Below are 15,272 nucleotides of genomic sequence, written 5' to 3' on the forward strand. Positions count from 1 at the left end.
TAATTGACTCCTTAGTGGCCAAAGATACGCATAGACCAGTTTTTGATAACTCCTGGTTTTGCGTTGTTCGCCATCGGTACATCATAGATAGCGGATGAGTTGAAGTAAGCGATAAATGAGAAGACTTCATCACCGTTTGTATCGATAGCTCTCAGTGTCCATTCTCCCTTAGCATTCTCGCCGTAGAATTGGTTAGACAACATCAGTTGGTTTTCGTAACCCGTAATGTTTGGATCAAGAGACTGACCAACAAGGCCGTTACGTGGTGTTTGCAATACGGAGCGAGTGCCTGATGGGGAAACAAGCTCGATTGCCAAATCAGGTAGACGCGAGTGCTCTAGCGTCAGCTGCACCTGTACAGACTCAACGGTAATGTCGTCAGTAATTGCGATGTTTGACGAACCACCAGCAAGGCTTGCATCTGGCACACTGACTTCTGTTGCATTGTTTGCCCACGGTGTGATGATTTGCGCTGGCAGAACATTATTTGTCATGCGAGCGCGTTTCATCGCTTCATCCAAATCAACGGCACCAAAACCATAGAAGGTATGGAAGTTCACGCCAGCCGCGTTTTTCTGCCAAGGTGAGATCGCTTCGTAGCTCACCAACTCGCCTTTATCATTGGTAAATTCAAGTTGAACACCCGGATGCTCGGCATCGGTAACGCGTGCGGTTTCTGCCAGCAACGCACGAACATCACGGGCAGATAGAGCGTGGTTGGTTGACATGATAGCGGCGATTGCACCAGAAGTGTTCGGCGCAGCCGATGATGTGCCGTTCATGGTGCTGGTGTAATTACAGTTCGGGTCAAGCTCTGTACCACCGTGTAGACCATTAATACCAAGGCCGTCACTGGTGTTTTGTCCTTCTTCACATCCCATCAGGTCAGTTGTGACCATCGCAGGGAAGTCTTGCCCGTATTCCCCTGCTGGCGCGGCAACCCACACGTTAGCGCCAATAGAAGAGTAACTTGCTCGGGTGCCATCTGCGCGTAGCGCGCTGGTGACAAGGTTGAAGTAGCTAGAGTTGTCGTAAGATTGCGCCGAGTTGTGCATCGGTAAACCTTGGTTTCCGCCTCCCGCGAAGAAATCGCTAGGAAGAACGAAGAATCGTCCAGTGTTGAAATAGCGGTAACCATTACCCGCAGACTTGACAAACAGTGCACCGCGGCCCCAAGCGTTCGTTTCGCTGACGTTCTGCATGACATCCATTTCAAGCTTGAACTGTGGGTCATTCTCATCAAACGCGATTGGGTTGATCGGACTAAAGCCATAGCTTTGGTTAAATACGCGTACATCTCGCGTCGCTGGGTCCATACCGTGAGAAATTAACCAACCTTCTAATGTTTGGTTTGCAAGCCAGTTAAAACCAACAAGCGAAGAGCGAGAAGCAACGCCGCGACCACCTTCACCATTGTTACCTACGGCACTAATCAAACCAGCAACGGCAGTACCGTGGCCGTTGGTGTCTACGGGATAACTGGATGGGAATAAAGAGTCTTCAACGAAGTTTCTGCTACCTGTGACTACGTTACCTGCAAGGTCTGGGTGATCGATCTGCACACCAGAATCAATGACCGCAACTTTAACGCCAATACCGGCAATGCCCATGGCTTGCGTAAGTTTGGTGTTTAAGTCATTACCTGCAACAGCAGGGTTTGCTGCGAATGCAGTTTGACCAGTGTTGTCGAGATGCCATTGTTCTGAATAGAGCGGATCAAACGCCGAGACGGCAGGTGCAAGGCCCACAGCCAACATAGCGGCAAATAGGCGAGTAAAGCGTGTTTCCATTTGTGACCTCATGTCTTTGTTTGGAATTTTTGTCCCTGTTCGATACTCCTTTAAACAGGAATGAATAAAACTAGCGGCAAAGAATGAGGACGCAAACTGTTTACAAATTGTTTACGTTGTTTTTTCGACGGACTGCGTAAATTGATGTTAACTCACTGAAGTAAAGGAAGGTTTTGGCTGATCTTGATCATTGTTAGATGTAAAAAAGCAGAAAGTTGGTAAGGACTTTCTGCTTTCTATCTCATCTGTTAGCTAGAGAGAGGTGATAGCTACTACAGTTACTATTTGGTGGAGGCTGGCTGAATGGTTGCCATCGGTTTGCGCGGTGCTGGCTTTTTCTTTGGTAGCACGCTATCGACAAACTTCTCCAAATACCACTTATTCAATTCGTTATCGCACCATTTTTTATTGAGTCCACGGCGGTTGAATTCTGCACCAATCGCTACTTTGGTTTGGTTCGTTGAGCGATTGTAATACAGCGTCTCACACAGTTGAGTATTGCTCATTTGTTGAGCGTACATGTTCACACTGCTGCTACGCATGCTCATTTGCGACGCTTGTTGATTACTACAAGCGGATAAAACAACAGGTGAAAGCAGGGCGAATATTAATTTTTTCTTCATGGAAGTATCTATTTACTCGTGGACGCCACTAAGACGTCGAGTGAATCTTAAATTGGTTCCTGCCCGCTTGTTTTGCGTCATATAACGCTTGGTCGGCCAAGAAGAACCATTGGTCCCACTCTTGTTTGATGGTTTGGGCTGATAACCGGTCGACCGCACCAAGCGAAATTGTGGCGTTTATTGGCTTAGAGTCAATGATTAATGGCGTATTTTCAATGACATGTCTCAAACGCTCTAGCGATTTCGCACAATCATATGGATCGTTCACCTCCACCAACAACACAAATTCTTCACCGCCCCAACGAATCAGCAGGTCACCTAAACGAGTAGATTCGTTGAAGATAGAGGCAATGTGCATCAACATTTGGTCGCCGATGTCGTGACCATAAGTGTCGTTAAAAGCTTTGAAATGGTCGACATCAAGAACCGCAAGCGCGAAGGTTCTATCTGGAGTGCGGCGGGCCATCTTCTCTAACCACACTTCTAAATAGCGGCGATTGTGAAGGCCAGTCAACAGATCTGTAGTACTTTCTTGCGTCAGTGCTTTATTGATCTTTTTGACTCGCAAAACATAACGGAAACCCACCACACCAATGGCTGCAATAGCGATAAAGTAGAACATTTCGCGGTAACGTTGCGAGCGCAACTCAGAGGCTTGAAGTGCGTTTTTCGTCTCAAGCAAATTCAACTCTTTTTGAGCCAATTTCGCTTCAAGGTCAAACTTAATGTTGATCATTTCTTCGCCGTGAATGTGCTCAGAAAATTCTTCTTCAAGTGCTCTCAACTGAGACAAATAGCGGAAGGCGGCTTCATAATTTTGCAGCACTTGGTTGGCGTTAACCAAAACCGACAACATATCGATACGCTGTTTTAGCTCAAGCTCATTGGTTGATTTGGTTTGTTCTAGGACGAGGAGAGCGGTTCGAATCGCTTTGTCGTATTGCTTGTCGGCGAGATACGCTTCGGCAAATGCTTCATGGCATGGCATCTTAATGATTTCGATGCCGTCTGGGTTAGGTAACTCAACACAGCGTTGTGCGAGCAGTAGGGCATCGTCTGTTTTACCGATGCTACTTAGCATTTGAGAAAAGTTGGACAATGAATGATGTTTAATGACATCCGACCCTGTTTGCATTGAGTGTCGAATCGCCTCATGGAAGTAGTATTCGGCCTTCTCACTGTCTCCTAAGCCAAGATGAACAATGCTTAAGTTGGCATAGATTACGCCAATAAAGAAACTGTTGTCGTACTCATATTCACTGCTCTCATATACATCGAGTGCTTGTTTTAGATAGTTGCTTGCGCGATTCCAATCGGAGGAGTCTAAATAGACAGTACCGATGTTGTTAAGCGTCATCGCAACTTGAATCTCAAACACTGTATTTTCGAGTAACTCGTAGGCGGTACGATAATGTTTTAATCCGTTGTGGATTTGGTTACGCGCAATTTCTAAATTTCCCATCCAGCGATAAGCGCGGCCTTGCAGCGCCAGATAGCCAATATCACGAGACTCCCCAATCACATCGTGGAGCAAAAGCTCTGCGTGCCAATCGTCATCCAACTCAATCATTCGAATCGCTTTGTTCAATTTTGCTTCTGCGACAACCCAAGGCATATTGTGTTTTCGACCAAATTCGATCAAATCTGGCATATCGTCAGGTAGGGGAACACCTTCATAGCGTTCTAAATAAATACGAGCAAAATAGTAGAGGGCGAGCGATTCGGGAGAAGCATCTTGCGGAACCGTGAGCACATTTTCTTTGATTGAGCGAGGCTTACCCATAGAACGGAAGTAGGTACTCAACATGGGTTGGCTTTCGGGCGAAATGTGTTCTTCGAGATAGATATGTTTATCTGTATTGGCGAAGACATAACCAGTCTGGAAGAAGAGTCCAATCACCGCTAATAGAGCGCAAGACAGCGTTTTAATCGGAAAGTGCATGAGCTTATTAATAAATTGTGATCTCGTTAAGTAGCAGTACTTGCTAAGTCTATCACTTCTTATCTATTAAGTGCTTATGGATTCCCCAAGAATAAGGGATTTTAAGGCGAGTATAATTGATTGATTTGATTTAATTTTTTGATTTATAAAGAAAAGTGCTTTTTATAAGTTGGGAAATAATTTTAATCGCAATATAAGGGAGCCGGAGGTTTTGACTGAGAAATAGCGATAATCGATGAAGATATTTCCATGTGAATTATGTGTGATGCAGCTCCCAAAAGTAATTCCGATCTCCAAAAGATGATTTTGGTGTCATAAATATTTAATGTTTGTATGGGTTGTTAAAAAAATGGATATTCGACATAGTGTCATTAAGCCAAAGTAAATTGGCTGTTCATAACAAACAGGAGATTATTTATGCATAACGAAATGATTCAACCGTCGCACTTCGGCATCATTGCTCGCACTTGTATCGCCTCAGTAGTAATGTTGGCGGGTGTTTTCGCTCTTATTTAGTGGAGTGATGTAAGCTAGATTACGTTTTAGAAAACAAAAGCAAAATTCAGGGAATTACCTTTAGGTGTAAACGGTATTCCCCTGAAAATCACTCAAAGTAACCCCTTCTTAGCTGAGTAAGCTAAAAACCAAAGCACTTACCGCAACAATACCTGTGATCAGAACAAAATAGGTAGAGAGCTTTCCACGATACTGCTTCATCGACTCAATCTTATGTACCGCCAACATCGGCATAATGAACAAGATCATTGCGATAACTGGCCCAGATAACGCTTCCATCATGCCTAAAATGCTTGGGTTCATGATTGCTGCAGCCCAAATTGACAAGAAAAGAACCACTACGCTAATACGATCAACACGTGTTTCAGACAAATTTGAGTGCTTTGTGATTAAGCCGTTCAAGCTTTCACGTGCGCCTAAGAAATGACCAAGGAAAGAAGAAGTGATCGCGACAAACGCCACCAAAGGACCAAGTGTTGCGATGAACGGGTTATCCGTTGCGTTTGCAAGGTAAGAGAGTACGGATACGTTTTGCGCTTTTGCCTGTGCAAGTTGCTCTGGCGAAAGTGCTAATACGCACGAGAAAACAAACAATAGTACGAATGCGATAAGCATGATGCTCGTGCGACGTAAAATCAGTTCGGCTTTTGCATCGGCATCATCGCCGTAGTGTCGGCGCTGAACATTGGCAAAGCTAGAGATCGCTGCTGCATGGCTAAACGAGAAAATCACAACAGGAACGGCTAACCACATTGTGCTCGCAAACGCACCCATGTCCGGTGTATCAAGCACGGGCATTGTCCAGTTTGGCATTAAGTAGAATGAGAGGAAAGCTAGAATCGCAACAAGCGGATACACCATAACGGCAAACGCGCGCAGCATCACTTTTTCGCCCGCCATCATAATGGCAATCAAAGCGAACACTAATACGCCCGAAAGTAGCTCGCGTGGTAAGGCTTCCATTCCCGCTTGGTTCACCATAAAGCTGTCTACAGTATTGGTGATGCCCACGCCGTAAATTAACAGGATAGGAAAAATCGATAGGAAATAAAGCAGAGAGATTGAACGTCCCGCTTTTGCGCCAAAGTGTTCTTCAACCACATCGGTAAAGTCGGCATTTTTGATCTTAGAAGACAATACAAAGCGCGCTAAACCTCGGTGGGCGAGGTAAGTCATTGGAAATGCCAAAAACGCCATTGCGACTAGTGGCCAAAATCCACCAATGCCCAAGTTGATTGGCAGAAACAAAATACCGGCACCAACGGCGGTCCCGAATAGGCTAAGTACCCAATGTGTGTCATGTTTTGACCAAGAGGTTGTTGTGTTTAATTCACTAGAATTTAACGTATTTCGAGATTCTTTCACTTAAGACTCGCCTTTATAAAAATAATAATGTGGCGGATGGTATCTGTTTTAGTGATTGTTATCACATCAACTATGTGGTGAATCGTGCTGATAAAAAGACAATTTTGTAAATTATCAAGCTATGAATATTTTTAAAAACTAGATTTATGCTCTGAATTTTAGTGTGTAAATTGAAGTTATTTACCAAATTTTCAATATTTTTTGGTTTTAGATTTTGTGATTAAAATGTATCCATGGTGGTATTTGCTATGGATGAGGGCAAGGAAAGTGTTCCGCTCCAACTGTTTGAGTTGACAGCAAAAGTTGGGTTTAACGAAGGATTCCTCTATATTGCCGCAAACAAAGGAGTTTAGGAGTAGAGTTGAGATGGACATTTTGTCTGCGCGTAAAGAAGATTTAGCCGCTGTTTATGCTTTAGAAAACAAGTTGTTTGGAGAACATTCGTATCCTCAGTTTTTTATACGACAAGCGTACGATTGTTGGGGTGAAAGCTTGTTAGTTGCAAAGGAAGGAGAAGCAGTTGCTGGTTATGTGCTTTTAACCACCAGCAATGTCGCGAAGCACTATTGGATAATGTCGTTAGCCGTAAATTCGGAATTTCGCGGTCGAGGAATTGCGAGATCATTAGTTGAAAGGGTGATGGCACCTCTGGCCGAAGGTTCTAGTGTTAAACTGACGGTTGATCCTCTCAACCAACCTGCATTGTCTCTCTATCAATCTATGGGTTTTACCGTACTAGAAGAAGAAGAAGCGAATTACTTCGGTGATGAAGAATCCCGCTTGGTGATGGAATTCGTAAAGTAGGCCTGCACAGAAATGAGTCTAATCTGCACTTAAAATGTGCGGACTTAAAAATGTGCCGTTCATCATTTTTCATAATACCTTGTAATTAAAGCATTTTCATTATTGGCACTTTGTTTGCTATTTGTAGAATGTTCATCGTTAACTCGATGACCGCTCTCCAGAGCAGGCGGAGATGCGGGTTAGGGTATTACTTTTTAAAAATGTACTTACAGCGTTAAAGGCATTGCAGCCTCTCCAGTTTGGAGAGGCTTTTTTTTGCTCGCATGGTTGGGTTTGTAAGTCGTGTTGGTCAATAGCAGGAGGCGTAATGTCGCAAGGATGCAGAAAAACGACCTGTCCTTATTGCGGGGTAGGGTGTGGGGTTGAAGTAAACTCAAAAGGAATTGTTGGGGACGATAACCATCCTGCGAACGCGGGAGCCTTATGTGTGAAAGGTGTTGCGTTGGCTGAAAGCTTAAACATGCCATCACGCCTTTTGTATCCGAAGCTTGTCACCAAAGAGCGGCCACAAGGTAAAGAAATTCACTGGTCGCAAGCCACAAACATGATTGCTGAAAAGATCCATCAAGCTAAAGCGGAGTTTGGGCCTGATTCCGTCGCGATGTATGTGTCAGGTCAGTTATTAACGGAAGACTATTACGTTGCTAACAAGCTGATGAAAGGGTACGTCGGCGGCGCTAATATCGATACGAACTCGCGTTTGTGTATGTCATCGGCAGTTGCCGCACACATTCGCGCTTTTGGTGAGGATGTTGTGTCGGTCAATTATGACGACATTGATAGCACGGAATTACTGATTATCTGCGGAGCGAATACAGCATGGACGCACCCGGTGTTATTTCGTCGAATTCAACAAGCGAGAGAGAGAAATCCAAGTCTCAAGTTAGTGGTGATCGATCCACGAGAAACTGTTACGGCGCAGCAAGCCGATTTACATTTAGCGATAAAAAACGATGGGGATGTGTCTCTTTTTAATGGGCTGCTCAAGTTTCTTATCGAAAAGCAATGCATTGACTCTCAGTACATAAATTCCTATACCAGCGGGTTTGATGCGCTTGCAAAAGAAGTAACTCAACAACGTTACGATGTCACTAATTTAGCAACTGATGTAGGCGTTTCACAAGACAAACTTACAACGTTTTTCCAATGGTTTGCCCACAGCCCGACTGCGATTACGCTTTTTTGCCAAGGGGTTAACCAAGCCGAAAATGGTGTCGATAAAGGCAATGCGATCATCAATGCGCATTTAGCAACGGGTAAAATTGGCAGGGTGGGCTGTGGCCCGTTTTCCATTACCGGGCAACCTAATGCAATGGGCGGGCGAGAAGTTGGCGGTTTAGCTAATCAATTAGCGGTGCACCGAGGGTTTGATGGCGAATCCATTCAACAAGTACAAGCGTTTTGGGAGTCACCAGAAATCGCTACAAAACCGGGGCTAAAAGCGGTTGAACTGTTTGAAGCGGTTGAGCTTGGTGAGATTAAAGTTCTGTGGATCATGGCGACCAACCCCGTTGTCTCTTTGCCAGACAATCAGCTTGTTAAGAGGGCGCTAGAACGCTGTCCGTTTGTGATTGTCTCGGATATTACCGTAGAGTCGGATGTTGCGCGTTATGCCGACTTGTTGCTTCCGGCGGCTGGATGGGGTGAAAAACAGGGGATGGTGACGAATTCTGAACGTAGGATTTCAAGACAGCGTCGGTTCCAAAACCCTCCCGGTGAGGCAAAATCGGACTGGTGGGCAGTGAGCCAAGTCGGGCAAGCATTATGCACCTTAGAAGAGACAAAGAATGGTTTTGATTTTGACTCTGAACACGAGGTGTTTTGCGAGTACGCTGCCATGACAGGCATGAATAAAAAGTCGCCTTTAAAGCTAGATCTGTCTCAATACGCCAATTTGAATGAGCAAGAGTACGAAGAGTGGCGGCCAACCCAATGGGGTGGCGAGCGACCGTTTTCCGATGGCGTGTATTCTCACCCAGATGGTAAAGCGCGGTTTGTAGTAACTTGCGAATCGCCACAGCGTTTAGCCAGAACGAAAGGCTGGTGGCTCAATACGGGTAGACAACGAGATCAATGGCACACCATGACACGTACAGGCCATATTGCACACCTTGCCGCCTCTGAGTTAGAACCAACCGTGTACATGAACACACTCTCTGCCACTCAAAATCGTTTAAAAGCAGGACAACTCACCAAGCTGTTCCAGCCTACTTCAAACACCAGTATTTATGCCAAAGTTGCCATTGATGAAGGTTTAGGTTTTCAGGAGCTGTTTATGTCAATGCACTGGGCGGGTCGATATGGCGGTGAAAGCAGTGTTAACGCGATAGTAAACAGCGCAAAAGACCCTATTTCTGGGCAACCTGCGTTTAAGTCGTCTTATGTTGAAGTGAAAGACGCAGCGGTAAAAACCTACGGTATGTTCATCGGGACACAGTTTGATTCCAGCAAGTTTCTCTACAGCGCATTTCAAGCAGAAAGTAATTTGGGCATCTGGCGCTTTGCGCACGATAAACGACCAAAAAAGCAGAGTTTTTGTCGAACGGAAAAGAGCCGCAGAATTGCGATAGATATTGCCCAAGGTTGGCTAGCGGTGGATTACGACCTTGTTGGAGACGTTCGTATCATTCGTTCGGTTTTGGTGGTGTCTCGCGAACCGATTCAAACCGACTACACCAACTTTACCGGCTTGATTGGCAAGCCGATGGAGCTATCGCAACTGCTTACCATCACTCAATCGCAAAGCAGCGCCAAACTGATCTGTAGTTGTTTCCGCGTCACTGATAAACAAATACATGACGCGATGGAGAAACAAGACTGCACGTCAGTGACCCAACTTCAAAACAAACTCAAATGCGGTACTAACTGTGGCTCGTGCGTTTCTCAAATCAAACAGATGGTCGACAGTCATCAGCATCAAAAGGGCAAACAGCAAGCGAGCCAGCAAAGTCTGGCTATTCAAATAAAGTAAGTCACAAAGAGGATAAGCACATGGAAGCGCCTTATCAAAAGTCTTGGTTTAAGAAAGGACAAGCGGATCAGAATCAAGTACGTTCGTCTCGCTTTTCTAGGCATGACCAAGCAAGCAAACTGAACAAGCTTTTAGAAGACCAATCCGTAGATCTCGACGCGAACCACAAAGGTTTTGTGTGGATTGTCGGAGCAGGGCCGCACGATCCTGACTTGTTAACAGTAAAGGCAGTGAAAGCGATTATGTCGGCAGAGGTGTTGTTATACGACCGTTTGGTTAACAAAGATATTTTGGAGTTGGCTTCGCCACAAGCCGATTGGATTTACGTGGGCAAACGATGCGGACAACCTAGTATAGGTCAGGAAGAAATCTGTGACTTGATGGTATCGCTCGCTCAACAAGGAAAGCGAGTTGTGCGCTTAAAAGGGGGAGATCCTTTTGTATTTGGCCGTGGAGGCGAAGAGGCGTTAGCTCTAGTCAAACATGCGATTCCGTATGAAGTCATCCCCGGTATTACTGCAGCGATTGGTTGTTCCGCAAATAGCTTGATTCCGCTGACTCATCGTGGTGTTGCTCGCAGCGTTACCTTTGTAACAGGGCAAGTGGTCACGGGCGCATTTGATGCTTGGAGCCAACTGATGCAAAGCGGCCAAACATTGGTGTTCTACATGGGATTAGAAAAATCGACAGATATACAAACCGGTTTAATTGGTGCTGGTTTGAACCAAGATTTCCCTGTCGCGATTATCACTCATGGCTGCAGCCCTCAACAACAAGTTCATGTTACCCAACTCAATCAGCTCAATGAGTTATCGATTACACTCAAAGGCATCAGCCCAGCATTGATTGTGATGGGAGAAGTTGTCAAACTGCGCGAACAACTAATAGAAACCGTACAGTCGGTGACGGAATACGAGGGAATATGAGCAGCATTTTGGAATGTATCAGAACAGTCGGTCGTGGCGAGCGTGGTAGAAAACCACTGAACTTTGACCAAGCGTTTCGAGTTATGGATGAATACCTAAACGGTGAGTGCGGCGATGATCAGATGGCGATGTTATTGATGCTGATCCGCGTACAAAACGAGACTCAACAAGAAATCGCTGGCTTTGTGAAAGCATTCCAATCGCGCATGCCTGCCATTGGCGCAGACATTGACTGGCCATGTTACGCAGGCAAACGTGAGGCGGCAGGTCAGCCTTGGCACCTGTTGGCAGCGAAAATCCTTGCTGACAACGGTCATAAAGTATTGATGCACGGTTATCACGACCGCCAATCTGGTCGTTTACACGCCGAAGATTACCTTGATAAGTTTGCGATCAAGAAAGCGGAATCAGCAGAAGACGCAAAGCGTGTGTTAGAAACACAAAACATCGTGTATCTACCGCTGAGTGTGTTTGCGCCGCAAGCAGAAACCATGATTGGTTGGAAGAATCGTTATGGTCTTAGAACGCCGATTAATACCGTGGTTCGAGCACTGAACCCGGGGCAGGCGACAGTCGGTATTCGTGGTAGCTTCCATCCTGGTTTTCAGCAGCTCCATGCTGAAGTCGAGTACGAAATTGGCCAAACGGCGCATGCTGTGGTGTCGTTTAAAGGCCAGTCGGGTGAGTCAGAATACAACCCGAAAGTAAGCCAGACAGTATGGCTTAGTCAACCCAGTGGCGTGACATCTCACTACTGGACAGAGCAAATGCTGTCAGAGGTGCCAATGCCTACGGTTTGTCCATTTGGTACAGAAGAAACCGACATGAATCAAATGGCGAACACGGTGTTAGCTACCATGACGGTTGTCTTGTTTGCTGAAATGCATGACAGAGAACAAGCTTTTGAACGTGCATTTTCGTACTGGGCGTCGTATTGCGCAGCGAACTGATTGCATGACTGCCTAACGATACAAAGTTGTTGGATCGGAATCCTTTATCTATTGTTTGTGTATGCTCGTCAGTGATGAATTTATCACCACAAGTCTCTCTTTGCTGGTTAGCATAAACATCACCATTGCGGTGATGGGTTTACTTTTCGATAAGAAACGAGGACATGGATAATGCTAAAGCACACGACGTCAAGTGAAAAGGCGGCTCACCCCATCCCGCAAGAGGCCTTCGATTGGTACGACGAATACGCGCACGGAAAGATCTCGCGCCGAGAATTTCTTAATCGGCTTGGTGGCCTTGCGGTGCTAGGGTTTAGCATGACCGCACTGGTTGACGCGCTGACACCAAATTACGCGCTTGCCGAGCAAGTCTCCTTCAATGATCCTGAAATCAAAGCCACGTACGAAACCTTTTCGTCGCCGAATGGGCATGGTGAAGGGCGTGGTTACTTGGTGATGCCTCAGAAAAAGACCATCAAATCACCAACGGTTTTGGTGATTCATGAAAACCGTGGCCTCAACCCCTACATCAAAGACGTCGCTAGACGACTAGCGAAAGATGGTTTTATCGCCTTTGCTCCCGATGCTCTCTACCCGTTAGGTGGGTATCCGGGAAATGATGATGAAGGGCGAGCAATGCAAAAAGAGATGGACAGAGCCAAGATTGAGCAAGACTTTATAGCGGCCGCTAAATTTATCAAACAGCACGAACATGGAAACGGCAAGCTTGGCGCGGTTGGTTTCTGTTTTGGTGGTTATGTCGTCAATATGCTGGCAGCAGTTATGTCAAATGAGCTCGATGCAGGCGTACCTTTTTATGGAACACCCGCTGCAGAAGAGATTCAAAAACAAGTGAAAGGCCCATTAATGTTGCATTTCGCAGGGTTGGATAAACGTGTGAATGACACTTGGCCTTCGTACGAGCAGCAGTTGATTGCTTCAGGTGCGAAGTACCAAGCTTTGATGTATGAAAACGTCAATCATGGTTTCCACAACGACTCAACCGCACGTTACGCACCCGAGGAAGCGGCTCTTGCTTGGGAACGTACCTTAGCTTTCTTCAAAGAACATCTCATCGCCAGTTAATCGGAGTTGGCACATTCCTTGTTTTATCTCCTTTAGTGAGTGAGATATTAACAAGGAATGTGCATGACTCAATCAACGTCAAAAACACCCATTATCGTCTGCTGTGACAGCCTTCAAGAGCAAGCTCGATTGTCCGGCTTATTGAGCAAAGATTACGACAACATCATCGGTAGCCAATTGGCACAACTAGAAGCGTTAATGCAACGAGAACCGTCAGCAAGCGTTGTGGTTGGATGGCAGCAACCAACCGCGGAACTGCGTTTGATCGTCGATTTCTGCCGACAAAAATCGGCACCACTTCTTATCGTCTTAAAGCAATTATCATCGAATGATATCAATCGGTTATCAAGCCAAATGGATTATGTGTTGATGCCTCATGATACTGAGTTTGCTCTTCAACCTTGGATTGACCACGCAACTTTGGTACGTGAGCGGTTCGAGAGAATGAATTCAGAAATTGAATCGCTGACGAACAAGATTGAAGAGCGAAAGCTGGTGGAAAAAGCCAAAGGCTTATTGATGAAAGTGCACAATGTAGATGAGGAACACGCGTACAAAGCAATGCGAAACTCTGCAATGCAATCGAGTCAAACGCTTACTCAAGTTGCGAAGAACCTGATTACGGCATTGCAGTTAATGGATTAACTTCTCTACTACTTTGGAGTTATGGTGAAAATTCTACCGTGGTGCGTGTTGCACTAACAGTAAGCAAATACAATTGTTTGGTAACTAGGGTTAACTCTAATTTGCTGTATTTAAAGTAAAAAATTAGTTGGCACAGTAATTGGATTAGTTAGAACGGGTTTATTGTTGAATCGCTTATCTCAATTATCAATGGCGGTAATTGCAGACTTAGCAACGGCGCTACTGCTCTTCGGAGTAGTAGCGCTTTTTTTATGGGAGCAATCCAATGAAATGGAGTTCGATGCTGAAAGTGTCAGCAATTTCGTTATCGGTAATCACCACGGTTAGCGCAAAGGCAGGGTTGAGTGAGCCAGAAATTGAAGACCTGAAGTTTGGTTTTATTAAGTTAACCGATATGGCGCCGCTAGCGGTTGCCTACGAGCAAGGCTTTTTTGAAGACGAAGGGTTATACGTCACGCTCGAAGCGCAAGCAAACTGGAAAGTGCTGTTGGACCGCGTTATCGATGGTGAACTCGATGGCGCGCATATGCTGGCAGGGCAACCGTTGGGCGCAACGATTGGTGTCGGCACAAAAGCAGAAGTGATTACCGCGTTCAGTATGGATTTGAACGGCAACGCAATCACGGTTTCCAATGATACTTGGGAACAGATGAAGCAGTACATTCCAAAACAACCAGATGGCAAACCTGTTCACCCAATCAAAGCAGATGCACTGAAGCCTGTGGTCGACAGCTATCTGGATAAAGGCAAACCGTTCAATATGGGCATGGTGTTTCCTGTTTCTACTCACAATTACGAGTTGCGTTATTGGCTAGCGGCTGGTGGGATTCATCCCGGTTTTTACGCCCCAGATTCTGGTGACAACAGTGGTCAGTTGGATGCTGATGTTCTTTTGAGTGTTACACCGCCACCACAAATGCCAGCCACAATGGAAGCGGGCACAATCAAAGGGTACTGCGTCGGCGAACCATGGAACCAGCAAGCCGTATTCAAAGGCATTGGTACGCCAGTCGTGACCGATTACGAAATCTGGAAGAACAACCCAGAGAAAGTGTTTGGTGTGTCCAAAGCATGGGCAGAAAAGAACCCCAACACGCACATTCGTGTCGTGAAAGCCCTGATTCGAGCTGCGCATTGGTTGGATGAAAACAACAATGCCAACCGCCAAAAAGCGGTGAAGATGTTGGCGAAAAGCGATTATGTGGGAGCCGATGCCGATGTTATCGCCAACTCAATGACAGGCACGTTTGAATACGAGAAAGGCGACAAACGAGATGTACCAGACTTCAACGTGTTCTTCCGTCATAACGCCACGTACCCGTACTACAGCGATGCGATTTGGTATCTGACCCAAATGCGCCGCTGGGGACAAATCTCAAGCGAGAAATCCGATGATTGGTACATGGATGTGGCGAAAGAGGTTTACCGTCCAGATATCTACCAACAAGCAGCTCAAGCGTTAATTGAAGATGGTGTGTTGAGCAAAAAAGACTTCCCAGATTTCAGTGCTGAAGACGGTTTCCGTGCGCCACAAACACACTTTATCGACAACATCGTTTATGACGGTCGTGAGCCAAATAGATATCTAGAGAAGTTCTCTATCGGGCTTAAAGGAAAAGACAAGGTTTAACCATAGCGATAAACGCCACAGGCA

Annotated in this window: 11 protein-coding genes; 7 read left to right on the forward strand and 4 right to left on the reverse strand. The window is 45.7% G+C overall.

The features are described 5' to 3' along the window. Positions 1-11: 11 nt before the first annotated feature. The 4 genes from NL646_RS01015 to NL646_RS01030 all read right to left on the reverse strand — a co-directional run bounded on the left by NL646_RS01015 (position 12) and on the right by NL646_RS01030 (position 6,236). Positions 12-1,790 (reverse strand): S8 family peptidase, encoded by a 1,779-nt coding sequence (locus NL646_RS01015; RefSeq protein WP_253663727.1) that lies wholly within the window; start codon positions 1,788-1,790, stop codon positions 12-14. Positions 1,791-2,071: 281 nt separating this feature from the next. Next, entirely contained in the window at positions 2,072-2,413 is a 342-nt protein-coding gene (locus NL646_RS01020) for a hypothetical protein (RefSeq protein WP_253663728.1), read from the reverse strand. 28 nt (positions 2,414-2,441) lie between these two features. After that, entirely contained in the window at positions 2,442-4,355 is a 1,914-nt protein-coding gene (locus NL646_RS01025) for a diguanylate cyclase (RefSeq protein WP_253663729.1), read from the reverse strand. 624 nt (positions 4,356-4,979) lie between these two features. Further along, on the reverse strand, positions 4,980-6,236 hold the full coding sequence (locus NL646_RS01030) for an aromatic amino acid transport family protein (protein WP_005499076.1): 1,257 nt from the start codon (positions 6,234-6,236) through the stop codon (positions 4,980-4,982). A gap of 366 nt (positions 6,237-6,602) precedes the next feature. Here NL646_RS01030 and NL646_RS01035 point away from each other — a divergent pair, with 366 nt between their 5' ends. The 7 genes from NL646_RS01035 to NL646_RS01065 all read left to right on the forward strand — a co-directional run bounded on the left by NL646_RS01035 (position 6,603) and on the right by NL646_RS01065 (position 15,248). Beyond that, entirely contained in the window at positions 6,603-7,040 is a 438-nt protein-coding gene (locus NL646_RS01035) for a GNAT family N-acetyltransferase (protein ID WP_253663730.1), read from the forward strand. 307 nt (positions 7,041-7,347) lie between these two features. Then, positions 7,348-10,011 carry a nitrate reductase gene (locus NL646_RS01040; RefSeq protein WP_253663731.1) on the forward strand — a complete coding sequence of 888 codons (2,664 nt, stop codon included), beginning with the start codon at positions 7,348-7,350 and terminating at the stop codon, positions 10,009-10,011. 20 nt (positions 10,012-10,031) lie between these two features. Next, entirely contained in the window at positions 10,032-10,937 is a 906-nt protein-coding gene (gene cobA, locus NL646_RS01045; protein WP_025575340.1) for a uroporphyrinogen-III C-methyltransferase, read from the forward strand. Further along, positions 10,934-11,887, forward strand: coding sequence for a glycosyl transferase family protein (locus NL646_RS01050; RefSeq protein WP_025575342.1), 954 nt, complete (start codon positions 10,934-10,936; stop codon positions 11,885-11,887). The genes cobA and NL646_RS01050 overlap by 4 nt, the downstream gene beginning before the upstream one ends. 168 nt (positions 11,888-12,055) lie before the next feature. After that, positions 12,056-12,973 carry a dienelactone hydrolase family protein gene (locus NL646_RS01055; RefSeq protein ID WP_171055870.1) on the forward strand — a complete coding sequence of 306 codons (918 nt, stop codon included), beginning with the start codon at positions 12,056-12,058 and terminating at the stop codon, positions 12,971-12,973. 63 nt (positions 12,974-13,036) lie between these two features. Then, positions 13,037-13,618, forward strand: a complete 582-nt coding sequence (locus NL646_RS01060) for an ANTAR domain-containing response regulator (RefSeq protein WP_021450804.1) — start codon at positions 13,037-13,039, stop codon at positions 13,616-13,618. Between the two features lie 265 nt (positions 13,619-13,883). Beyond that, positions 13,884-15,248: a CmpA/NrtA family ABC transporter substrate-binding protein gene (locus tag NL646_RS01065; RefSeq protein WP_253663732.1), complete on the forward strand. Its 1,365-nt coding sequence runs from the start codon at positions 13,884-13,886 to the stop codon at positions 15,246-15,248. The last annotated feature ends 24 nt before the right edge of the window (positions 15,249-15,272 follow it).

It is taken from the genome of Vibrio sp. Y20_XG_PY13, from assembly GCF_024181925.1.
In the GTDB taxonomy this organism is placed as follows: Bacteria; Pseudomonadota; Gammaproteobacteria; order Enterobacterales; family Vibrionaceae; genus Vibrio; species Vibrio parahaemolyticus.